The sequence below is a fragment of the Nitritalea halalkaliphila LW7 genome (genome assembly GCF_000265075.1).
Taxonomy (GTDB): Bacteria; Bacteroidota; Bacteroidia; order Cytophagales; family Cyclobacteriaceae; genus Nitritalea; species Nitritalea halalkaliphila.
In genome coordinates this window covers 29,362-51,383 of the sequence record NZ_AJYA01000057.1, presented here as the reverse complement: position 1 = coordinate 51,383, position 22,022 = coordinate 29,362, and the positions used below count along the sequence as shown (strand labels likewise).

23 protein-coding genes and 3 pseudogenes are annotated in these 22,022 nt (G+C 50.4%); 20 read left to right on the top strand and 6 right to left on the bottom strand.

Translation table 11 applies throughout. From position 1 onward, the window contains the following. Nucleotides 1-63: 63 nt before the first annotated feature. The gene (locus tag A3SI_RS14335) at nt 64-375 is read right to left on the bottom strand and encodes a hypothetical protein (protein WP_193782429.1); all 312 of its coding nucleotides are present in this window, start codon (nt 373-375) and stop codon (nt 64-66) included. A 112-nt stretch (nt 376-487) separates the two neighbouring features. On the opposite strand from A3SI_RS14335, the gene A3SI_RS21130 reads away from it, so the two are divergent. The 3 genes from A3SI_RS21130 to A3SI_RS14330 are packed head-to-tail and all read left to right on the top strand — an operon-like array spanning nt 488 to nt 2,210. Then, nucleotides 488-844 (top strand): hypothetical protein, encoded by a 357-nt coding sequence (locus A3SI_RS21130; RefSeq protein WP_238531790.1) that lies wholly within the window; start codon nt 488-490, stop codon nt 842-844. Then, the gene (locus tag A3SI_RS21735) at nt 796-1,266 is read left to right on the top strand and encodes an amidase family protein (protein ID WP_262491790.1); all 471 of its coding nucleotides are present in this window, start codon (nt 796-798) and stop codon (nt 1,264-1,266) included. Before A3SI_RS21130 ends, A3SI_RS21735 begins: the two co-directional genes overlap by 49 nt. Beyond that, a complete protein-coding gene (locus A3SI_RS14330) occupies nt 1,230-2,210 on the top strand; it encodes an amidase (RefSeq protein ID WP_262491789.1) in 981 nt (326 codons plus the stop codon). The genes A3SI_RS21735 and A3SI_RS14330 overlap by 37 nt, the downstream gene beginning before the upstream one ends. 89 nt (nt 2,211-2,299) lie before the next feature. Here the strand turns inward: A3SI_RS14330 and A3SI_RS14325 are convergent, their stop codons facing one another. Beyond that, a complete protein-coding gene (locus tag A3SI_RS14325; RefSeq protein WP_040671052.1) occupies nt 2,300-3,211 on the bottom strand; it encodes a universal stress protein in 912 nt (303 codons plus the stop codon). 93 nt (nt 3,212-3,304) lie between these two features. Here A3SI_RS14325 and A3SI_RS14320 point away from each other — a divergent pair, with 93 nt between their 5' ends. Both A3SI_RS14320 and A3SI_RS14315 read left to right on the top strand, forming a co-directional pair. After that, nucleotides 3,305-3,859 carry a 2'-5' RNA ligase family protein gene (locus A3SI_RS14320; protein ID WP_009057010.1) on the top strand — a complete coding sequence of 185 codons (555 nt, stop codon included), beginning with the start codon at nt 3,305-3,307 and terminating at the stop codon, nt 3,857-3,859. Nucleotides 3,860-3,864: 5 nt separating this feature from the next. Continuing rightward, nucleotides 3,865-4,473, top strand: coding sequence for a hypothetical protein (locus A3SI_RS14315; RefSeq protein ID WP_009057008.1), 609 nt, complete (start codon nt 3,865-3,867; stop codon nt 4,471-4,473). A gap of 28 nt (nt 4,474-4,501) precedes the next feature. On the opposite strand, the gene A3SI_RS14310 is transcribed toward A3SI_RS14315, so the two are convergent. Then, entirely contained in the window at nt 4,502-4,990 is a 489-nt protein-coding gene (locus A3SI_RS14310) for a DUF6702 family protein (protein ID WP_009057006.1), read from the bottom strand. Between the two features lie 85 nt (nt 4,991-5,075). Here A3SI_RS14310 and A3SI_RS14305 point away from each other — a divergent pair, with 85 nt between their 5' ends. Together A3SI_RS14305 and A3SI_RS14300 are read left to right on the top strand one after the other, a co-directional pair. Beyond that, nucleotides 5,076-5,657 (top strand): HupE/UreJ family protein, encoded by a 582-nt coding sequence (locus A3SI_RS14305; RefSeq protein ID WP_009057005.1) that lies wholly within the window; start codon nt 5,076-5,078, stop codon nt 5,655-5,657. A 177-nt stretch (nt 5,658-5,834) separates the two neighbouring features. Continuing rightward, the gene (locus tag A3SI_RS14300) at nt 5,835-8,165 is read left to right on the top strand and encodes a M1 family metallopeptidase (protein WP_009057003.1); all 2,331 of its coding nucleotides are present in this window, start codon (nt 5,835-5,837) and stop codon (nt 8,163-8,165) included. Nucleotides 8,166-8,285: 120 nt separating this feature from the next. Here the strand turns inward: A3SI_RS14300 and A3SI_RS14295 are convergent, their stop codons facing one another. Then, the gene (locus tag A3SI_RS14295; RefSeq protein ID WP_009057002.1) at nt 8,286-8,708 is read right to left on the bottom strand and encodes a nucleoside-diphosphate kinase; all 423 of its coding nucleotides are present in this window, start codon (nt 8,706-8,708) and stop codon (nt 8,286-8,288) included. Between the two features lie 192 nt (nt 8,709-8,900). On the opposite strand from A3SI_RS14295, the pseudogene A3SI_RS14290 reads away from it, so the two are divergent. The 5 genes and pseudogenes from A3SI_RS14290 to A3SI_RS21125 all read left to right on the top strand — a co-directional run bounded on the left by A3SI_RS14290 (nt 8,901) and on the right by A3SI_RS21125 (nt 12,087). Continuing rightward, nucleotides 8,901-9,939: pseudogene (locus tag A3SI_RS14290) on the top strand (DHH family phosphoesterase). After that, nucleotides 9,926-10,870: an FKBP-type peptidyl-prolyl cis-trans isomerase gene (locus tag A3SI_RS14285; protein WP_009056998.1), complete on the top strand. Its 945-nt coding sequence runs from the start codon at nt 9,926-9,928 to the stop codon at nt 10,868-10,870. Before A3SI_RS14290 ends, A3SI_RS14285 begins: the two are co-directional and overlap by 14 nt. 8 nt (nt 10,871-10,878) lie before the next feature. Further along, on the top strand, nt 10,879-11,532 hold the full coding sequence (locus A3SI_RS14280; protein ID WP_009056997.1) for an FKBP-type peptidyl-prolyl cis-trans isomerase: 654 nt from the start codon (nt 10,879-10,881) through the stop codon (nt 11,530-11,532). Further along, nucleotides 11,522-11,941, top strand: a complete 420-nt coding sequence (locus A3SI_RS14275; RefSeq protein ID WP_009056996.1) for a hypothetical protein — start codon at nt 11,522-11,524, stop codon at nt 11,939-11,941. Before A3SI_RS14280 ends, A3SI_RS14275 begins: the two co-directional genes overlap by 11 nt. Continuing rightward, on the top strand, nt 11,938-12,087 hold the full coding sequence (locus A3SI_RS21125) for an FKBP-type peptidyl-prolyl cis-trans isomerase (protein ID WP_009056995.1): 150 nt from the start codon (nt 11,938-11,940) through the stop codon (nt 12,085-12,087). The genes A3SI_RS14275 and A3SI_RS21125 overlap by 4 nt, the downstream gene beginning before the upstream one ends. 68 nt (nt 12,088-12,155) lie before the next feature. Here the strand turns inward: A3SI_RS21125 and A3SI_RS14270 are convergent, their stop codons facing one another. Beyond that, a complete protein-coding gene (locus A3SI_RS14270; RefSeq protein ID WP_009056994.1) occupies nt 12,156-12,761 on the bottom strand; it encodes a methyltransferase family protein in 606 nt (201 codons plus the stop codon). A gap of 42 nt (nt 12,762-12,803) precedes the next feature. On the opposite strand from A3SI_RS14270, the gene A3SI_RS14265 reads away from it, so the two are divergent. Together A3SI_RS14265 and deoC are read left to right on the top strand one after the other, a co-directional pair. Continuing rightward, nucleotides 12,804-14,012 carry an NAD(P)-dependent oxidoreductase gene (locus A3SI_RS14265; RefSeq protein ID WP_009056993.1) on the top strand — a complete coding sequence of 403 codons (1,209 nt, stop codon included), beginning with the start codon at nt 12,804-12,806 and terminating at the stop codon, nt 14,010-14,012. A 1-nt stretch (nt 14,013) separates the two neighbouring features. Then, nucleotides 14,014-14,693: pseudogene (gene deoC, locus A3SI_RS14260) on the top strand (deoxyribose-phosphate aldolase). Here deoC and A3SI_RS14255 read toward each other — a convergent pair. Then, the gene (locus A3SI_RS14255) at nt 14,607-15,860 is read right to left on the bottom strand and encodes a Na/Pi symporter (RefSeq protein ID WP_009056991.1); all 1,254 of its coding nucleotides are present in this window, start codon (nt 15,858-15,860) and stop codon (nt 14,607-14,609) included. The pseudogene deoC and the gene A3SI_RS14255 overlap by 87 nt on opposite strands. Before the next feature lie 299 nt (nt 15,861-16,159). On the opposite strand from A3SI_RS14255, the gene A3SI_RS14250 reads away from it, so the two are divergent. From A3SI_RS14250 to A3SI_RS14230, 6 genes and pseudogenes are all read left to right on the top strand, one after another. Continuing rightward, nucleotides 16,160-17,290, top strand: a complete 1,131-nt coding sequence (locus A3SI_RS14250; RefSeq protein ID WP_009056990.1) for a hypothetical protein — start codon at nt 16,160-16,162, stop codon at nt 17,288-17,290. Nucleotides 17,291-17,293: 3 nt separating this feature from the next. After that, nucleotides 17,294-17,730: pseudogene (locus A3SI_RS14245) on the top strand (nucleoside deaminase). Between the two features lie 113 nt (nt 17,731-17,843). Then, nucleotides 17,844-18,449, top strand: coding sequence for a superoxide dismutase (locus A3SI_RS14240; RefSeq protein ID WP_009056984.1), 606 nt, complete (start codon nt 17,844-17,846; stop codon nt 18,447-18,449). 203 nt (nt 18,450-18,652) lie between these two features. Next, complete coding sequence (locus A3SI_RS17750) at nt 18,653-20,053, top strand: TonB-dependent receptor (RefSeq protein WP_083836544.1); 1,401 nt, start codon at nt 18,653-18,655, stop codon at nt 20,051-20,053. Next, a complete protein-coding gene (locus A3SI_RS17745) occupies nt 20,023-21,114 on the top strand; it encodes an outer membrane beta-barrel family protein (protein WP_050977541.1) in 1,092 nt (363 codons plus the stop codon). Before A3SI_RS17750 ends, A3SI_RS17745 begins: the two co-directional genes overlap by 31 nt. A 412-nt stretch (nt 21,115-21,526) precedes the next feature. Beyond that, complete coding sequence (locus tag A3SI_RS14230; RefSeq protein ID WP_083836543.1) at nt 21,527-22,009, top strand: sigma-70 family RNA polymerase sigma factor; 483 nt, start codon at nt 21,527-21,529, stop codon at nt 22,007-22,009. The last annotated feature ends 13 nt before the right edge of the window (nt 22,010-22,022 follow it).

Genomic DNA, 22,022 nt, shown 5'->3' with positions numbered 1-22,022 from the left:
AGGGATAAGCCAAAGCAGTTCGGTGAAAAGAGATGAAAAAGGCTGCGCTTATTCCAGCCCAGCTCAGGTATAAGCCGAGGCTGAACCAGATGGCGGCGATGAGTTTCCAGCCATGCCGGCGATCAGCAGGTATATCCAGCTAATCGGGTAGAAAGCGCTTAAAAACAACAGGAAGCCCGTGAGCATGCCGAAGGCTCCAAAATACTGGGCGCTGAGGCTGCTGTCCCAGGTGCTTTGCATGGCCAGCCAGCGCAGCACATCCTCACCGAAGTACCGGAAAAAGGCCGCCCAAGCGAAGCTGTACATGCCGGCTAGCAGCAAAATGCCGCGCATGGGCATTGGAAAAATGGGGGTGGTCGTGTTTGTCGTTGCCATATTCATTTCGTTTCCTCTAGGCATTTTAACCAATTCGTATCAAGAGATGTTAAGCGCTTAAAAGTATTTTCTATCTTTAAGCCCTATAGGACAACAAAGCTAAGGAGTTTATATGAATAAAAAATTACGTTTTGTAGCAGGGATGGCCGCGGCAGGGCTTCTCGTTACGGGGGGCTACCTGGTGGGGCGGCAGCAGGCGGCGCTGACCATAGATACACTTCGGGAGGCGGCGCAGGTGATTGATCTGGATTTCGAGGCGGCCAGCTGGATAGCATGCTGGGGAATGTGGCGGCTAATCGGGCTTCTTATGGGCGTCTGCGTCAGGAAGAACTGGATAATTCGGTGGCGCCAGCGCTCTATTTTAATCCACTTCCACATGGTTTTACGCCCCCTACGACCGCTGCTAAGCCGGACTGGGGTTTGCCTGACGCAGCTGCGGTGGCCCTGCCCGAGCGGGAGGTGGACATAGCCTTTTTATCGGTGGCGGAGCTGTCCGTGCTCATCCGAGAGCGCAAGTTGAGCTCGGAGCGTCTCACGCAAATTTACATCGATCGGCATAAGGCTTTTGGGGACACGCTGGAGGCAGTGATCACGTTACTGGAAGACCGTGCTTTGGCGCAAGCCCGTCGTGCAGACTCCCTTTTGGCCGCAGGCACTTACCTGGGGCCGCTCCATGGGATTCCCTACGGGGCAAAGGACCTGCTCGCTGTGAAAGGAACGAAGACGACCTGGGGTGCTATGCCGTTTAAGGAGCAGGAGATCGACGAGACGGCGCATATCGTGGAGCGTCTCGATGCGGCAGGGGCTGTGCTGGTGAGCAAGTTGACCCTCGGGGCGCTGGCTATGGGTGATGTTTGGTATGGGGGGGTGACGAAAAACCCTGGAACCTGAAGCAGGGGGCGAGCGGTTCTTCGGCGGGTTCGGCCTCTGCGGTGGCGGCGGGCTTGGTGCCCTTTGCGATCGGTACGGAGACGCTGGGGAGCATCGTTTCGCCTTCTACACGGAATGGGGTCACGGGGCTGCGGCCTACCTTCGGGCGTGTCAGCCGGCACGGCGCCATGGCGCTCAGCTGGTCCATGGATAAGATCGGGCCGATTTCACGCTCTGCCTTGGATAATGCGCTGGTCCTGGATGTGATTCAGGGAGCGGACCCGAAGGACAAAAGTACTGTGGCGGCGGGCTTCACTTATCAGGCGAGCCGGAAAGTGGAGGACCTGAAAATCGCTTATATCGAGCCGTATTTTCGTGGAGAGGGCGCCGGGGCGCAAAATGACCTGGCGGTGCTGGAGGCGCTGCGGGCTGCGGGGCTGCAACTGGAGGCGGTGCAGCTGGACATCGACATCCCCTCGCGAGACCTGATTTTAATGTTGTATGCCGAAGGGGCGGCAGCGTTCGATGCCCTTACACGAAGTGGGGAGGATGGGCTGCTGGTGGCACAGGATAAGCGTGCCTGGCCAAACATTTTTCGCTCGGCACGTTTTATTCCCGCGGTAGAATATTTGCAGGCCGCTCGCGTCCGCAGCCTGCTGCAAGAGGCGTTTCACAGCTGGATGCAAGCGTATGATGTGGTAATTAGCCCTTCCTTTGGCGGTAGCCAGCTCGCGATCACGAACCTGACCGGACAACCGGCACTCTGTCTGCCGAATGGTTTCACGGAAAGTGGGGCGCCGACCTCGATTACTTTCTTGGCGAACTTATTCGAGGAAGAGAAGCTGCTTATGCTGGGCCGTTTTTTTCAGGAGCATACCGACTGGCATAACCAGCGGCCTGTGCTTTTCGACCGGGATCCGACTCCTGCGGAACGGGTGGCGAAGCGTTCGTATTATCTAAACTGAGGTGGAGTCCTGCTGCCTAAAGGCACATAAAAAGCCCCTTTTCTGGCATTTCGCACAGAGAAGGGGCTTTTTCCGTTTCTTTTTTCGCTTTAGAGGCGGAAAAGTGCCTCCAAGAAGCCCATGTTTTCCCCTTTTTGCTTCAGGATCAGCATGGGGATTTTATAGTTGGCATGGACCAGCTTTTCGGCAGTGCTGCCGAGTAAGACGGCTGCTGAGCCGCTGCGCCCTCTGCTGCCCATGAGGATCAAGTCGGAGCCATGGGCTTCTGCGATGCGTAAAATTTGTTGTCCGCTTTTGCCTTCTTCTTTGGCCTCGAAGAGGCAGTCAAAGGTAGGGAGCTTATTTTTTTCGAGGAAACGCTCGAAAGCTTTTCGGGCATGTCCTTCCATGATACTGGCAAATTCCTCGCGCGACTTGCCTGTTTTCGAGTAGCCTACAGGGACATCATAGAGGTGCAGGCCGGTAAGTCGGGCTTGTTCGGTTCTCAAAAGAACCTGAGCGCTCTCCCAGGTCCGCTTAGAGTGGGAGGAAAAATCCATGGGCATGAGGATGTGCTTTGGCGCTAGCGCCCCCTCCTTCTGCGTAAGAAAAAGGACGGAGCAGGGGGCCTTCTCCGCGAGGGACTTAGACAGGCTCCCACTTCCAGGCAGTAGGTCTTTTCGGCCACTGATGAGCAGGTCTACATCTTTTATTTTCGCCCAGCGCAGCACGGTTTCCACTTTATTCCCTTCTTTCACCAGCACCTCTACGGCCACTTTTCGGTCTGAGAAGGCTTCCGCGGCCGCGAGTTCCAGCGTGCTGGCGATTCCCTCATCCACGGGTGCCAGTAGGTCCGGGTACTGGCTGCGCAGCTCTTCCGGCAGCTCCAGGTCGGCCGCCACGTGAATCAGGTACAGGCGCTCGATGCCCAGCACATCGGCTACAGCGGCAGTTTTTTTCAGTAGAAGGGCATCCATTTCGCTGAGGTCCAGCCCCAGCATGGCGGTTTTAAATTGGCTCATGGTTGAATAAAGTAAATTTTCGCCCGGCAGTGCGGGATACAAGGTTTAAATTAAGCAGCTTATCCCTAACTTTACAAAAAATATTTGACAGACATGCCGAAAACGCTGGCGAAGTACTTCCTGGCTTGGATTCCGCCTGACCCGCTGTACGCTGCTGCGGAGGGGCTAAAGGGGGAATTTGAGCGGCGGTTTGCTTTGCGCTACGCGCAAAAGTCCCCTTCCCATGTGACCCTTAAGATGCCTTTTTCCCTCGTAGAATCCAAGGAGGGGCTGCTGATTCGGCAGCTGGAGGCTTTTTTCGAGGGGCAGGAGCCGATTTCGCTTCACCTGAAAGGCATGGGGCAGTTTCGGGGGCGCGTGATTTACATGCGTGTGCTGCCCAGTGAAGCCCTCGCACAGCTGCAAAAGGCCTGCGTGCAGCACCTGCGCCGGAGCTACGGGTGCCCAGAAGAATTAAGCGATCTAAACTTTCAGCCGCATTTGACTGTTGCTTTCGGGGACATCAAAAAGCGGGATTTCCCGGAGGTGTGGGCTTGGGCACGAACCTTGAGGCCCGAGTACCGAGAGCGGCTGGACAGCCTGCACCTTTTAAAAAAAATCGATGGCCGCTGGCAGCTCCTGCGTGCTTTCCCTTTTCTTAGACCCTAAAAAGTATGAACAAACCCTTCTATCCCTTAACAGCCTATCTGGCTGGATTCCTTTTATTTAGCCTGCTTTTTTCTGCCTGCGGGGTGAAAGAAGTGACCTTAAATGTGAAAGAGCGCAAGGCCCTGCCTAAAAACAGTGAGGCGTTTCTGCTGCTCTATGCTTCTTCGAATTTCGAGGTGCAGGAGATAAATGAAACCAACTTCGAGCGGATTTTGCTGCCGGCACTGAAAGATGAGCAGCTTCTCAGCCGAGGACAGCTGCTCCGTGACGCCCTGCAGAAAGAGGTGCGCCCCACCCTGGTGATGAGCCCCGAGCGCATTTTTCGTCGGAATCCCCCCACCGGCCTGAAGGATTTTTTCTACCGTGTGAAGTACGAGCTGGAGGTGGATTATGTCCTGCTTTACGTCGAGCAGCAGCTCCACACCTTCCAGACGAATCCGGAGGCTATCGGCACGAAGGGTACTTTTCTGCTGATGGATGCCCGTGATTTAGGGGTGGCCTGGTCGGCCAAAGTAAACGCTACAGCCAGCCGTTTTTCGAATGAAAAAGTAATTATCAAGGCATTAGCCCCCGATATCAAGGAAGCTTTAGCGGAGAGTGGGATGCGTTTTTAAAGGGATCACTTCCTTTAAGCGCCGCTGTTTAGCGCAGTTTTAGACTTCCGGAGGGCTTGTTTTTCGTTAAAATCAAGCTCTTCGGTTTTTTATCGCGAAAAAAATTAACAATGTTCTGCTGCCCCCGGAACTCGTCCACCAGTACGCTGCAGTGTATTTCCACTTCCTCGGGAAGGGAGGCGGGGTCGGATTCCAAGTAAAACCAAGCGGCATCCTCTTCGATTTCGAAGCCGAGGTAGCTCAACTTCAGCCACTGTCCATTGATTCGTATGCGGTTATGTGCCAGGAGGTAGCCTTCGATCTGCTCCTGTAGGCGCTCGGGGTCTTCCGGGTTTAGAAAATCTACGGGGCTGCCCGCCTTTTTGGCCAAGGTCACCTCCAGATCATCCCAAAATATCTTTTGGGCGATTTCCAGCTGCGTCGTCTGTGGGTTATACCGCATGTCAGTCAGGCTGATGTAAAAGGGATGGCTGTTCCACCAGAAGATCAACGAAAAAAGCAGTGAGGTTCCGAGCATTCTATTTTGAATTTTTTACTAAATGTGCAAAATATGCCTTAATATTACGCTTCGAAATTAAGGATAAGTTTTTCAATTTCCAGATATGAATCAGTTTCAGTTGTATTTCCAACTTGGCATTCAGCATATTTTAGATCTCGAGGGCTTCGACCATATTTTGTTTGTGGTGGTGCTTTGTGCGCTCTATATGCCGCGTGACTGGAAGCGCATCATCATTTTGGTGACGGCTTTTACGCTGGGGCACTCCCTGACTTTGGCGCTAGCCACCCTAAACCTAATACGGGTAAATGAGGAGCTGATCGAGTTTCTAATTCCGGTGACAATCGCGATTACTGCGCTGACGAACGTGTTTAAACCACGTCCGAAGGTAGGGTCGGGCTTGCAGCTGAATTACCTGTATGCGGGGATTTTCGGTCTCATTCATGGGCTGGGTTTCTCGAATTATCTCCGCTCCCTTTTGGGTCAGGAAGCTTCCATTCTGCAGCCTCTTTTTGCATTTAATGTGGGTTTAGAGGTGGGTCAGCTTGTGATCGTGGCTTTTTTCTTAGTGTTTACGAGCATTTTTGTTGGGATTTTCAGCATGCCGAGAAGAGACTGGACGCTGGTGACCTCGGCGGTGGTTTTAGGGATGGCCATTATGATGCTCTTGGATGCCCGCTACTGGTAAGCGCGAATTTTTCGTGGGTGTAGGACATAATCCATAGGTGTGGCCCTTTTTTTTTCTGCCATTTACCGTAGAAAAGGGCGCTAGCAGAAGAATTTTCTTTGGGTTCTGCCTCTGGCTGCGTATCTTGGCGTTTATTATTTTGGTAAATGATGTGCCTTAGGCACAAAATCAAGCTATATGAGAAAAATTCTTTACTTCTTAGCCGCGGGCTTGCTGGCTTCGTCTCTGGCGGAGGCACAGTGGAGCGAACAGCGGCATGCGGAGCGTTTCGAGCAGTTAGGTCCCATGCTGCGCTCACCAAATGTGTACCGTACAGCGTCGGGGGCTCCGGGGCATTTGTACTGGCAGCAGCAGGCGGACCATGACATCGAGGTGGAGCTGGATGATGAGAAGCAGGCCATAAAGGGCTTTCAGACGATCACTTATTACAATAATTCACCTGATCCACTTTCGTATTTATGGATTCAGCTGGACCAGAACGAGCGTGCGGCGGATTCGAATACACCGAAAATTCAGGAGTCTCGGATTAATCCGCGCATGAATTTGCGCCAGCTGGAAGGGATTCTCTGGCATGATCTGGATATCGGCCTGAAGATTAATTCGGTGAAGGATATGCAGGGCAATGACATTCCGGTCACGATAAATAAGACGATGATGCGTCTGGATTTGCCGCAGGCTTTACAGCCTGGCGCGCAGGTGCAGTTTACTGTGGACTGGGCCTTTAATATCCATGATCGCATGAGTTTTATCGGTGGTCGTCCTGGCTATGAGTTTTTCGAGGCGGATGGAAACTACCTGTACACCTTAGCGGAGTGGTTCCCTAAAATGGCCGTGTATTCTGACTTCGAAGGCTGGCAGAATAAGCAGTTCGTTGGTCGCGGGGAGTTCGCGCAGGTTTTCGGCGATTATAAGGTAAAAATCACTGTGCCGGCGGATCACATGGTGGGTGCTACGGGCGTGCTTCAAAACCCGGAGGAGGTATTGAGTGCGCAGGAGCTGGCCCGTTACCGTCAGGCGCAGCAGACCTACGACAAGCCGGTGATTATCCGTACGCAGGCGGAGGCGGAGCGCTTAGAGAAGCAACGTTCGCGCGAGAAGAAAACGTGGATTTTTCATGCGGAAAACGTGCGTGACTTCGCTTGGACCTCCTCTCGCAAGTTTATCTGGGATGCGATGGCTGTGAAGCAGGGCGGAAATGATGTGCTGGCCATGTCCTATTATGGAAAAGAAGGCAATCCGCTTTGGGAGCAGTATTCTACCCGTGTGGTGGCGCATACGATTAAATCCTATTCTGAAAAGACCTTCGATTATCCGTATCCGGTGGCCATTTCGGTGGAAGCCAGTAATGGGATGGAGTATCCGATGATCTGTTTTAATTATGGAAGACCGGATGCAGATGGCACATACTCTGATGCAGTGAAGTATGGCATGATATCCGTGATCATTCACGAGGTAGGCCATAATTATTTCCCGATGATTGTAAACTCTGATGAGCGGCAGTGGTCGTGGATGGATGAGGGTTTGAATACCTTTATGCAGTTTTTAGCGGAGCAGGAGTGGGACAGAGATTACCCTTCACGTCGTGGGCCAGCGCATAAAATCGCGCCTTACATGCGGAGTGAAAAGCACCTGCTGGAGCCGATTATGACGAATTCTGAAAATATAATTCAGTTCGGGCCGAATGCCTATGCGAAGCCTGCCACTGCTTTAAATATTTTACGTGAAACGATCATGGGGCGTGAGCTATTTGATTTTGCTTTTAAGACCTACGCTCAGCGCTGGATGTTCAAGCACCCCACGCCGGAAGATTTCTTCCGCACGATGGAAGATGCCTCAGGGGTGGATCTGGATTGGTTCTGGAGAGGCTGGTTCTTCGGCACGGACGCGGTAGATATTTCCATAGAGCATGCGAACTGGTATAAGCTGGATAATCGCACTCCTGCGCAGCGGAAGGCCGCGCAGCGTGAGGCTTTCGATCGAGAGGAAAGCTCTGTGTCTAGAACGTATAACAAAGAAGATATCGCGCAGACGGTGGTCGAGGCGGATCCAGCGACGCGTGATTTCTACAACAGTTACGATCGTTTTACGGTGACGCCAGAAGATGAGACGGCTTATAAAAATTTCATGGCCTCTCTTTCTGCGAAAGAAAAGGAGCTATTAAACTCGGGCATGAACTTTTATGAGTTGCACTTTAAGAATATCGGTGGTTTAGTGATGCCGTTAATTCTGCAGTTTAACTACACGGATGGTACCTCCGAGATAGAGCGTATTCCTGCCGAGATTTGGCGTCTAAATGAGCAAGAGGTGACGAAGGTTTTTGCCAAGAAGAAAGAGGTAGCGAGCATCGTGCTGGATCCGTACCGGGAAACGGCGGACATCGATGAGTCGAATAACTACTGGCCGCGGCAGTTTACGCCTTCCCGATTCGAGCTCTTTAAGAGCAGTGGCGGTGCGCGTGGCGTGAGCACAGGCGATAATCCGATGAAGCGTGCGCGTAGCAGACGTTAAGTGCGTATTTTTTGGCCCACGGGCCCAAGCATAAAAAAACACCCTGATGGCGTAACGGCTGTCAGGGTGTTTTTCTTAAAAGCGTCTCTGGGCAGATGCCTGAGGCGGCTGGGGTATGTCTTATCCGATACGCTCGAAAGAAGAGAAGAAGAAGCTTCCTTCGATTTGTGCGTTTTCGTCAGAGTCAGAGCCGTGAACGGCATTCGCTTCGATAGAGGTAGCGAATAATTTACGGATAGTGCCTTCAGCAGCATCCGCAGGATTCGTGGCGCCGATTAGGGTGCGGAAGTCCGCTACTGCGTTCTCTTTCTCAAGAATCGCGGCGATGATCGGGCCTGAGGACATGTACGCACACAGGTCCGCATAGAAGGGACGCTCCTTATGTACGGCATAAAACTGTCCAGCAAGTTCAGCGCTGAGTTGTGTAGCTTTTAGTGCAATGATTTTAAAACCAGCCTCTTCGATCATTTTAAGGATCGCTCCGGAGTTTCCTGCGCCGAAAGCATCCGGCTTGATCATGGTAAACGTTCTGTTAGTTGCCATTTAATTTTCTTTAGAAATTCTTGTCAAAATCTTTAAGCTACAAAAATAGGCAGATCCAGCGAAGTTCCGAAGAAAGATAGGAAAATAGTCTGTAGCCGCTTGTGGATGAACGGCTTAGAGAAATTCGGAATTCTCGAATAAAATCCTGACCTTTGCAAATTACCAAGCTCATAACGAGAGGAATAAGATACAATGCCATTAGATTCGTTTAAACAACAAATCGCCACGCCCAAGAAGATAGTTGTAACCATGCATTATAAGCCAGATGCGGATGCTCTAGGCTCCTCATTAGGTTTAGCGCATGTTTTAGCGAAAAAGGGACATGATGTGACGGTGATTAGTCCTTCGGATTATCCGGAGTTTTTACATTGGATGAAGGGAAATGAGGGGGTGCTGAATTTCGAAAATGAAGCTGAGACTGCGCGTGTAATCGAGAAGCTGCAGGAGGCGGAGATGATATGTTGCTTGGATTTTTCTTGCCTAAGTCGCTTGCAGGCGATGGCGCCTTATGTGCGTGAGAGTTCTGCTTATAAGGTCATGATTGACCACCACCAAGACCCGGAAGATTTCGCGGACTTCGCTTACTGGAGTACAGATGCAGCGGCTACCTGTGAGCTAGTGTATGAGCTGTGCTGTAAGATCGGAGATACTTCCCTTATCGATAAAGACATCGCGGAGTGCTTGTATGCCGGCATCATGACCGATACGGGGGGATTCCGTCATCCGAATACCACGAAGAATGTGCACCTGATCACCGCAGAGCTAATCGGTTTAGGTGCTGATAACAGTAAGATTTCGCGTCTCATTTACGACACGAACAGTATCAATCGCTTGAAGTTTATCGGCTTCGCGATTACGCGTCGACTGGTGATTTTAGAGGAATACAAGACGGCTTACTTTGCGATTAGCAAAAAAGATTTACGCAAGTATGCTTCCAAGACGGGGGATACGGAAGGCCTGGTGAACTATGCCCTTTCTTTAGATGGGATAAAGGTAGCTGCCTTATTTACAGAGCGTGAGGATGCCGTGAAGATCTCTTTTCGCTCGGTGGAGCAGGTAGCGGTGAACAAGTTTGCTGCTGCCTATTTCGATGGGGGTGGGCATAAAAAATGCTGCTGGCGGAAAATCTAACTTGACATTAAAGGAAACGGTCTCCAAATTTGAGGGACTGATAAAAGAAAACTATTCAAATTTAATTACTCAATCTGAGCTTGTCGATGAAAACAGCTAAAGCGATCGTTTTTGGTCTTGCCTGCGTAGGCGCGGCCACTATTTTTACATCTTGTGATTCTACGGAAACGCGTGAAACTACGGATGGTATTAAGTATACACTGATTAAACAAGGGAAAGAAAGCCCGAAGAATGGAGAGTTCGTTCTGTATCATTTACAGGTGACGAATGAAAAAGACTCTGTCTTTATTTCCACGGATGAGCAGGGTTCTCCAGGGGTGCTTCAGTATAATGATTCTATTCCTGCGCAGACAGGTATGGATGAGATCTTTTTGAATTTAAAGAAGGGCGATAGCATTTACATTGAGGATAAAGCGGTGAAGGTGTTTGGCGCTGGTTCTGTTCCGTTCTTTCTACAGGAAGATGATAAGGTTAAAATTAGAATAGGTGCTTTCGCGGTGATGGGCCAGGAGGAAGTGGAGGCGTACTTCGCGCAGCTTCAGGAGCAGCAAGCTAAGCGTGAGGAGGAAAAAGCGCTTAAGCAGCTGGAAACAGACACCCAGCTTATTCAGGATTATTTAGCTGAAAATAATATTGAAGCTACTAGGACAGAGTCTGGTCTTTATTACGTTATAAAGGAGAATGGAAATGGACCTGCTATAGAGCCAGGAAAGACAGCGGCCGTGCATTATGCAGGTTTCTTGTTGGATGGCACTATCTTCGACACGAGCATGAAGAGCGTGGCTCAGGAAAATGGTATCTTTAATGAGCAGCGTGATCAAGCCGGTAACTATACGCCTTTCGAGGTTCGTGTGGGTGCTGGTCGTGTGATTCGTGGCTGGGATGAAGGACTTGCTTTGTTGAAAAAAGGGGATAAAGCGACCTTATATATTCCTTCTCCGCTAGGTTATGGACCCCGTCAGTCAGGTCCTGTAATCGGCCCTAACTCCGTTCTTGTCTTTGACGTGGAGATCGTAGACGTGATGGATTAATAAAATAAATGAAAAAGTTTACTGTATTCGGGTTGCTCACCCTGCTAGGCGTTCTTGGATTCTCCTGCATAAACGAGCAAGAAAGTTTCGAAGCGCAGCTCGATAGGGATATCGAGCAGCTCCAGCAGTTTGTAGACGATAATGAGATAGACGTTATCCGTCAGTTTCCGCCTGTTGATCAGCCTTCGGGAAATGGCTTGCGCGTCTTGTTCACCGCTTTGGGAACTCAGATGCAGCGCCCGGGTCAAAACCCAGTTTTAGCAGAGCTTCCTGAGTTCGGTGACACCATCGCAGTGGAGTACGTCGGTCGTTTTGTTAACGGGGTGGCTTTCGATACCAGTATAGAGGCCATCGCTCGGGAGGAAGGGCTATTTAATCCGCAGCGAACCTATTCTCCTTTAGAGTTTAGGTTGGGTATAAACCGATTAATTCCTGGTTTTGAGTGGGGCGTGGAGCAGATGCGTGTAGGCGATAAGGCTTTTGTGCTCATTCCGTCTATCTTCGGCTACGGACGTAGCGGGCAGGGATCCATTCCACCGAACACACCGCTTGTTTTCGAAATCGAGATGGTTTCCCTGAATGGACATCGCGTGCCAGGGAACTTCGATGAAGAGGAGGAAGAAGAGGATGAGGAAGAATTAGAAGATGAAGATGATGCATAAAAAAAGATGGGGTTACCTGGGGACTTTAGTGGCACTCCTGCTGCTATGGAGCTCATGTGAAGAGCAAAATTTCTTTGGGGGACCCGTTTACGACTTTGAAGGTAACTTAAAGAGAGATCGGGCCATTCTAGCAGATTTCATCGAAACCTTCGAAGTGGACAGTATACGCCGCATACATGATCCCTCTGGCGTAATTATTATCGTTCAGGAGGAGGGTAGCGGCTCGCAGGCTCGTCCCGGAAATGTGATCTATACGGAGTTTAACCTCAGTCTACTAGATGGCACTATCGTGGATACGACTAGAGAAGATGTAGCGATCGCGAATGATATCTGGAATGAAAATGTGACCTACACGTTTTTTCAGTTTGTTATTCCGACGGCAGGCCAAGGTGTCGCCGTACAGGCTTGAACATCGGCTTCCAGCGCTTACGCAGTGGAGCGAAAGCCATCATTCTCGTGCCTTCTGCCCTCGGATTTCAGGACCGCGATGATCTTCTCCGAATTCCGCCTGACAGCAACTTAATTTATGAGGTAGAATTCCTCGGTTTTGATTAAGCGCTTCTGTATCGTTATAACTAACATTTAAAAAGCCTCCTCAGCATCTTGCTTGGGAGGCTTTTTTGTTAGCGCTTGCTGTTTTGGAAAATGCGTACGGGGTTCGGCAGAAGGGCGGGTACCTCGCGTCGGTACTGCCGGTAGGCTTCTCCGAACTCGAGGATTAATTTACGTTCTTCCAGCCAGATACCGATGGGCAGGTACAGGATCGTGGCGATCACATGGCAAGCCACTGCCGCAGTAGGTAAATAGCTGAAGAAGCCTGCTAGGATTAAGAGGGCTCCCGCATACATGGGATGGCGCAGGTGCGCGTGGAGACCTTTGCGCGAGAGCGCGGTGCCTACTTTCGGCCCCTCTTTTATCCCCAAAAAGGCGGCAGCCCCCAGATGCTTAAAGGATTTTACCACTAAGATGGTCCCGAAGGTGGCCAGCATATAGCCGATGTAGGTGCTGGTTTCCTGAGGGGGGAAAAGATAGATAGCGGGGATGCTGGCGCCGAAAAGCAAGAGGTAGAAGAGAAAGAAGGCGGAAAAAAGGCTGTAGGCGAGGCGGTAATTTTGGCCTTCCCTGCCTAAGAAAGCGCCCAATTTATTTTTCAGCACGGGGGTAGCCAGCAGGGAGTGGGAAGCGTAAAAGGCGGCCCAAAGTAGCAGTAACTGTAGGTAAGGGGACATAAATTTTTTAACTTTAAGCGATCACTTGTAAACCAAAGCACCATGTTAAAGATAGGTCTTATCCGCGAGGGAAAAAATCCGCCGGATAAAAGAGTTGTGTTTTCACCCACCCAGTTGAAGCGCCTGCAAGCAAAGTATGCGGGGGAGTTGCGCTTTTTCGTTCAGGAGAGTCCTGTACGCTGTTTCGATGATGCAGCGTATGCAGCGGCAGGCTTCCCTCCGCAGCCGGACCTGAGTGCCTGCGATGTGCTTCTGGGTGTAAAAGAGGTGCCGATCGCGCAACTTATGGCGGGCAAGCAGTATTTTTTCTTTTCCCATACGATAAAAGCGCAGCCGTATAATCGGGATTTACTTCGGGCCATTCTGGCCAAAGACATTACGCTATACGATCATGAGGTTTTAAAAAAACCTTCTGGTGAGCGGGTCGTTGCTTTCGGACGCTGGGCAGGCATCGTCGGGGCCTATATGGGGCTCTGGACCTATGGTGAGAAGTCGGGACGCTACCGCATCAAGCAAGCCAAGGACTGCTTCGATCTGGCGGAAATGCTGGAGGAACTCAAAAAGGTGGAGCTGCCTGCTCTCAAGCTGCTCATTACAGGCAGAGGGCGTGTGGGACTAGGAGCGCTGGAAATCATTCGGGCGCTGGGGATTCCTGAGGTTCAGCCAGAGGCACTTTTGCGGGAGCATTTTCCGCAGGCGGTTTTCGCGGTTTTGGACTGCCAGCATTATGCGAAGCGGGCCCAAGATGGCGGCTTTCAGCGAGAAGAATTTTTCACTCATCCCGAGCGCTATGTGAGCAGTTTTCAGCGCTACACCGAAGTGGCGGACATGTTAATCGCTGCGGCCTACTGGGATCACCGTGCGCCACGCCTTTTCGAGCGTGAGGATGTGGGGCAGCCAGGGTTTAAGCTACGCGTCATCGCGGATATCACCTGCGACATCGACGGATCTATTCCTACGACGATACGGCCAAGTACGATCGCGGAGCCGGTTTATGACTTAGACCTCACAGCTTTTCAGGAGTTACCGGCGTTTTCTGGCGCGGAGACCCTTTCGGTGATGGCGATAGATAATTTACCTACAGCGCTTCCGCGGGATGCGTCAGAAGATTTCGGAGAGCAGTTTGCGCAGTATGTGCTTCCGGAGCTACTTTTGCAGCATTCTGAGGTGCTGGAGGGTGCTTGCATCGCCCGTGGCGGGCAGCTGGGCCCTCATTTTACTTATTTACAATCCTATGTCGATGGAGATTAATATGCAGGAAATAGCAGCGCTGGCGCAAACCATAGAGCATACGGCATTAAAGCCGGACCTGGATGCAGGAGCGATCGAGCGCCTCGTGGATGAGGCAAAGGCGCATGGGCTTTTTGGGGTTTGTGTTCCCCCGTTTTGGGTAAAAAAGGCCAAGCGTGATATCGGCACGTCGCCCGTTCAGCTGGTTACGGTGGTCGGCTTTCCGCTGGGCTATCAGCAGACTGAGGTGAAAATGCTGGAAACGGAGCTGGCGCTCAAGCATGGGGCAGATGAAATCGATGTGGTCTGGTCGCTGTCTGCCTTTAAGGCGGGAATGACGTGGCCGAAGATCGAGCTGGCGAAGCTGGCCAAGTGCTGCCATGAGCAGGAAAAGCTGCTAAAGGTAATCGTGGAAACGGCCTATTTGAGTGAGGAGGAGCTGAAGGCTGCTTGTGTGCTTTGTGCAGATGCAGGGGTAGATTTTGTGAAGACGTCTACGGGTTTTGCGCGGCGGCGCTACGGTGGAGGCTATTCGTACCATGCGCGCTTCTCTGCCTGCGCATGTGGGAATAAAGGCCAGTGGCGGCATAAAAACCCTAGCGGATGCGGAGGCAGTTACTGGCTGCGGGGGCGGATCGGATCGGTACTAGCTCCGGGGTGGCTATCGTTCGTGAGGCTCGTGCTCGAATGGGGGAGCTTTGAAGCATTTTTCTGCTCTTCGGAGCTGTCCTGGTTGAAGTAAATCAAGAAAAAAGGCACGACGAAGAAGGTGAGAAGAATGTAGGCGAAGCCCACAAATCGGGTTTTCACGGATTGACTTCCCAGGTAAGCGGCCATCTGTACGGGCACATTTCGAATGCTGGGAACAGGAAGTAGGACGAGGACCCCGATCACGTTAAAAAGTAAGTGTACGATGGCGATGCTGATGGCGGCTTCGGTGCTGTAAAATGCTGCGATTCCGGCGGTGATGGTCGTGCCGATGTTCGCTCCCATGATAAAGGGAAAAGCCTTAAAGAGGGATACTTTGCGCGAAGCGACCAGGGGTACGATCAGAGAGGTCGTAATCGTACTGGACTGCACGAGGGCCGTGAAGAATATGCCGTAGAAAAGTGCTAGGTAGGGGTTTCGGAAAATGTGGCGCTTGACTTTATGGAAGTTAGTGGATACATAGCCTTTTAGTGCCAAGTTCGAGAGTAACTTGATGATGCCAAAAACCGAGGCGACTCCTAATAGGAGGGTGAGCAGGGGCAGTTGGATGCCATTTACGATCCAGAGGGTCAGCGGGCGGAGGAACAGAACGGGATAGGAAATGGTGTCTCCTCCTTCTACGGCGCCGAAAAAGGTCTGAGTCAGGTACTGTGCACTGCTGCTAAGGACTTTAAAGTGTATTTCTAGGGGCAGCAGGAGCATGACTGTCAGGATGTTAAAGGCATCATGGAGCACACCTGCGGAAAGTGCCTTTTTAAATTCGCCCTTTTTAAGGATGTAAGAAAAGGATACGAGCGTAGAGGTGAGGGTGGTACCGATATTCGCGCCCATGACCAGCGGGATGGCTTGGACCAAGCTCAGGTTTCCCGAGGCTACCACTGCTACGGTCATGGCGGTAACGGTGGAACTGCTCTGGAGGAGCGCCGTACTCAGGATGCCGACGAATAAGCCGATGTAAGGATTTAGGGTGGCTTGGAAGATTTCGTTCGCGATGCTGTTATTTAGCTGCAGCATGGAAACGGTAAGGAGGTCGATCGCCATGATGAAGACCAAGACGCCGAGAACACCTTTCAGCAGCAGGAGTAGCCTGGCTGAGGTAGGGGATGAGGGTCTCAATAGCTTCACGGTCATATAAAAAAAGGCCAAAAGGCCGGGCTTCATGGGATAGAGTGATTCAATGAACAAAATAACGGCCTTCCCACTGGAAAAGCTGTAAAATTAGATGAAGCTTTTGTTAATATTCTCCATGCGGGCTTGTTCGGATAAATGGTCGAAAAGGCTGATATTTGGCGAAAACGATGTGATTACGTGCTAGATTTTGTTTTTCGGTTTGTTTCTGCACAGATATTAGGGTTTCTGGGCAGGAATGGATTTTCTTCCGTAGTTAACAATAAATTAACACGAAGACCAAATAATCTTTTCTAACTTTGTAGCACGAATCATCGTGATTACCACCCGCCATGGCGAAATTAAAAGACCAAAACATCAATCAGGATTCGCTTTCCAAGGCGGCCTATGCACTTTTTGATTTTACGAAAAAGGAAAAGTCTTTTTTACTGATTATCTGCATCATCGTTTCGCTAGCGGGAGTTCTAACGGAGTACACCTACCTGTCGATGTGGTTTGGATTTGCGCTAGCCGCCTATTCAGCCATTGCTAACGATAGTATACAGACCATCGGGACTTTTATCGCTTCGAACCAGAACCGCAAATGGTACTACCTCTGGTTATTTATGGGGCTGATTTTCGTTGCCACGGTAACCTATAGCTGGTTTGTTTTTGATGGAGATGTGAGTTATCAGCGCTTGCAGGTACCGGGGCTGGATAAGGCACCGGAGGGCTTTGTGTTTTTACAGCTGGCGGCGCCCATCGTACTTTTAGTGATGACACGGCTGCGGATGCCCGTATCGACCACGTTTTTATTATTAAACGTTTTCACGTATAAGGCAGGGACCATCGTAGATGTCATGACCAAGAGTTTACTGGGGTATTTCTTGGCCTTTACCATCGCGATTGTGGTGTGGTTTATGCTGGAGCGTTTTGTAAAATCGTATCTGAAAGGGGAAGCGAAGCCTTACTGGTATATTTTGCAGTGGTTTACTTCGGGGACGCTTTGGGCGGTATGGATCATGCAGGATGCGGCTAATATCGCTGTGTTCTTACCGCGACAGCTGAATGTCTGGGAGTTTGTGGCCTACGCGGGCTTTGTTTTCTGTGGCTTAGGTTTTCTATTTTATCTGAAAGGGGACCGTATTCAGGGCATCGTAAACGAGAAGACAAAAGTTACCGATGTGCGTGCAGCCACGATCGTGGATTTCGTCTATGCGATCATTCTTTTCTACTTTAAGATGTTAAGTAATATTCCGATGAGTACCACCTGGGTATTTATCGGTCTTCTAGGAGGGCGCGAGCTGGCCATCGCTATGTCTAAGTCGAAAAAGCTGACGAAGAAGAAGGCGCGCTTGGTGAGGGCCTATCGATTAGCGAAGAATGATGTCGTCAAGGCGCTAATCGGTTTATTGGTATCGCTTATTTTGGCGCTGATTATTAATGAGGGCGTGCGCAAAGAAATTTTTGATCTGCTATTCTAGGGGATGTTGGATGATGCATTTTTCATGCGAGAGGCATTTAAGCAGGCACAGCTCGCCGCAGAGGCAGATGAGGTGCCTGTAGGTGCTGTTATCGTCTCGAAAAATAGAATTATCGCCCGCGCACATAACCAAACCGAACAGCTACAGGATGTCACAGCCCATGCGGAGCTGTTAGCCATCACGGCGGCGGCGAATTTTTTAGGGGCTAAATACCTCACTGGATGCAGCCTGTACGTAACGCTGGAACCTGCGCGATGTGTTCGGGTGCACTTTACTGGTCGCAGTTAGCGGCGGTGCATATCGCTGCGGGAGATCCCAAGAGAGGCTTTCGTGCCACCACTTTGCAGGGACTGCACCCCAAAACCAAAATCCACTGGGGGCCGATGGAAGCCGAAAGCCAAGCGCTGCTGCAGGACTTTTTTAAAAGGAAGAGAACCTAGGGTTTCTATTGGATTTTAGAACCAATTTGATTTATCTTTGGTTAGCATAGGTGTATAACTTGTATATACATCTTTTTACACGTTTATAATGTCTAACCCTTAAATAAGAAACAATGGCTTTTGAACTTCCAAAATTACCTTATGATGTAAATGCGCTAGAGCCGCATATCGATGCGAGAACTATGGAAATCCACCATGGGAAACACCATAATGCGTACGTAACGAACTTAAATAACGCGATCGCAGGCACAGATTTAGAGGGCAAGAGCTTGGAGGAGTTAATGCAAGTAGCCGGTAGCAATGCCGCCGTGCGTAATAACGGTGGTGGTCACTACAATCATACACTTTTCTGGTCTGTACTTTCTCCTAACGGCGGTGGCGCTCCTACGGGTGAGTTAGCCGCTGCTATCGATGCGAAATTCGGTTCTTTCGATGCTTTTAAAGAGGAGTTCAACAAGGCAGCCGCCACACGCTTCGGCTCTGGATGGGCTTGGTTATGTGTGGATGAGAAAAAAGAGCTTTGTGTATGCTCTTCTCCGAATCAGGACAATCCATTAATGGATGTGGCAGAGTGCCCAGGTACCCCGATCCTTGGATTGGATGTATGGGAGCATGCGTATTACTTGAACTACCAAAACAGAAGACCGGATTATATCGGTGCATTCTGGAATGTGGTCAACTGGGAAGAAGTTTCCAAGCGTTACGCTGCTGCTAAGTAAGCGGAATACATGTTTTATTTGAGGCTGCTCTCTTGTGGGAGCAGCTTTTTTTATGTTCTTTCCGAACAATTAACTGTTCGATATCGAAACAGCATTTTTCGCCTCCTTTTTATAATCAACTGTAATTCAATTGATTAAAAATAAATTTTCGGCTGGCACTCTTTTCTCCTATGCATGTACAGAATCGCTAAAAACGACAACACATGCAGACACGCCTTACACTCTTTTTTTGGTTAATGGGACTGAGCCTCAGTCCACTGATGGGGAGCCCGATGAGTTTCGGTACGAACTCCGCTCTCGTGATAGATTTCGATGCCACGCTGAAAGGGCGGATAGTGGATAGCACTGGAGAAGGTGTTCCCTTCGTATCTATCGGAATCGTACTTCCTTCTTCCGGAGAATTACTTGGCGGAGGTACCTCCGATGAACTGGGCGCCTTTCAGCTGAACATTAGCAGCCCTGAAGCGCTCACCCTGCGCATTTCTGCGGTGGGCTATGAGGAACTTATCTATCCTTTAGCCCCCCTATCCTCAGGGGAGTCCAGAGAAATCGGTACGCTCGTTGTGCGCGAAAGTGTGGGCGATCTCGAGGAGGTTACCGTGCGAGCAGCCCGGCCAGATGTACGCATCGAAGCAGATAAAACGGTGATGCGCGTGGCTGGAACTGTTTTGGCCGAAGGCAATCATGCCCTCGATGTCCTCGGGCGCGCGCCGGGAGTATTTATCGACCAGGAGGGCCGCATCCAGTTAAATGGACGCTCTGGGGTGGTGGTTTTTATTAATGATCGACAGACGTACATGAGCGCAGAGGATTTGGCGACTTTTTTACGCAGTATGCCTGCCGATAACATCGAGCATATCGAGGTCATCGCAAATCCGGGCGCACGCTACGATGCGGAGGGAGCAGGCGGAGTGATCAACATTCAGCTGAAGAAAAACACTTTAGATGGCGTTTTCGGAAATGTACAGCTGGGAAGCTTGTATAATGGCCGCTATTCCCCCACACTGGGAGTCGCCCTAAATGCGAAAAAAGGCGCGTGGACCACGCAGTTTAACGTAAATTATAATGAGTTCGCCTTCGATAATGAGCTCGAGATCTTTCGAAATTTCGCCCAAGAGAATGGGGTCGCTACCTTCGATCAGCAAAGCCTCATCGCACAGCGTAACCGCAATCTCTTCACCAATGCCACGGTGGACTATGCCATAAACGACCAGCATACGGTGGGCATGAATGTGCAGCTGTCAGGTACGGCGAGCACAGAGAATACGCCCTCCTTCACGCAGATCGATGCTCCTGGTGCGCTCCAGCCGGATTTCTTCGAATCCTTTAACCGTGGAGATGTGCAGATCGGGCGTGTTTTTGCGAATTTCAACTATGTCGGCAAGCTGGACACCTTGGGTACACGCCTTAGTGCCGATATCGACATTACACGGATGGATCGCAGCCGTGACGCTCTGCTGACGAACTTCTTCTGGACGGGAAGCCAGCGAGAGGAAGCTACCAGAAGCCGCATCCTTAATGAGGAGGCGATGGACTATAGAATCTTCACCGCGAAAGTGGATTTTTATAGGCTTTGGCCAAAGGCTCCTTCGAAGCAGGGCTAAAAGGCAGCTGGGTGTATTCGGATAATGACCTGCAGATGTTCCGCTCCGAAGAAGAAAATCCCTTTGTCGTAGACCCGAATACCAACACATTTCTGTACGAAGAGCGCGTTTTAGCTGCCTATGCGACCTTAAATGGGAAAATATCTCCTAAATTTAGCTATACCGGTGGTCTGCGCTTGGAGCATTCGGATATTTCAGGAACCTCGAGAACCTTAAACGAAGTCAATACCCAGCGCTACACCGATCTTTTCCCCACCCTGCTGCTGCAGCATAAGGTCAGCGCTGCCTACCAGATCGTGTACAGCGCGAATCGACGCATTTCTAGGCCCAATTATGGCTTGCTAAATCCTTTCGTGTTCTTTATCGACCCGCTCACCACGCAGACAGGAAATCCCCAGCTGCGCCCCCAGTACGCGAATACGGTAGAGATGAACCATATCTTCCAAGGAGCCTACCAGTTGAGCATTTCCTACGCCCAGACGCAGGATATTTTCCAACAAGTTTTCGAGCAGGATGAGGTGGCCAAAACCACGAATACCTTCACGACGAATTTAGATCGTTCGCATAACTTAAACGTGCGCGCCATCCTTCCCGCCTCCATCGCTCCCTGGTGGTCCACATCGAACATGCTTCAAGGCACCTATGTGGCATGGAAATCACCACTTGGCGATGGCTTCCTCGACGTCTCTCAGTTTTCGTACATGGCGCGCAGTCAGCATAACATCCTCCTGCCAAAAGGCTATAAGGTAGAGCTTGTGGGCATGTACATGGGGCCAATGCTCTGGGGCCAGGCGCTCATCAAAAGCATGGCTTGGATGGATCTGGGCGTATCGAAAACCCTCCTTCAGGATCGTCTAAGTGTGGCGCTGAATTTTAATGATGTTTTTCGCTCCCGCTGGGTCCGTGCCGATGTGCAGTTCGATCAGATCGACACCCGCTTTCGCCAGTATAATGCCGACCAATCGCTGCGCCTTACCCTGCGCTATAAGTTTTCCCGCGGTGAAAGTTTCAGGCTCAGCCAGCGAAGTGGCAGCGAAGAAGAGCGTAGCCGCTTGAATTAAAGACAGTAGATTTCTAATAAGGTTTGATTGATTAGTTTAGTGTTGCTAAAGGAGGTCTGCATTGCAGGCCTTTTTTGCTTTTTTTGGCCGCTGGCCAAAGCCCTGAAAGAGGTTTAGCACCTTTTATTCGGGCCGCCCTAAATGCGAAATGGATGAAAAGTGGTTTTTAAATAGGGCTTGTTTTTGATAAAATGATTCAAATATCTATTTCAAGGGTTCGAAAAAAGGGTATAAAATTAAAAATAATGTAAATTATCGAAATATCGGTTTCTTTTGAATTCTTGCTTTGTAACTTGGTTCTTATTCTTTACCAGCAGTTTAAACCAGCAAACAGGATGAAAAGCACAACACACAACACGCCGGAGGGGCTACTTCCAGGCATTCAGCGAGGCGATCCCCAAGCTTCCAGGCCATTTACGATCAACTTTGGGAGCCTCTTTTTCACTTTGGCTATCAGCAGTTGCGTAAGCCGGAAGTCGTAGAGGGATTTATTCAGGAGGTATTTTTAGATCTTTGGCAGCGTCGTGCCGAAGTGGAGATAGCCGTGTCCATTAAAGCCTATCTCTATGCAGCTCTGCGTTATAAGGTGATGCATTATCGGAAGCGCATGAGTATTCGTGAGGCCTTTTTACATGTAGAAACCGTCGATCAGTTTTCGTGTAATGTGGAAGAGCGGCTTTATTTTAAGGAGCTGAAGCGTGCCTTAAAGTCGGCTCTTTCGCTAATGCCCGCAAGGCAGCGCCAGGTGTATGAATTGCGCCATGAGGCAGGGCTCAGTTACAAGCAGATCGGTGAAAAGCTATCCATTAGCGTCAGCACTGTGGAAAAGCACCTGCACACGGCCACTTGTTCCATTAGAGAATCGCTAAGAATAGGCGGTAAAAATTACGAATAGTATATTTTTCAAA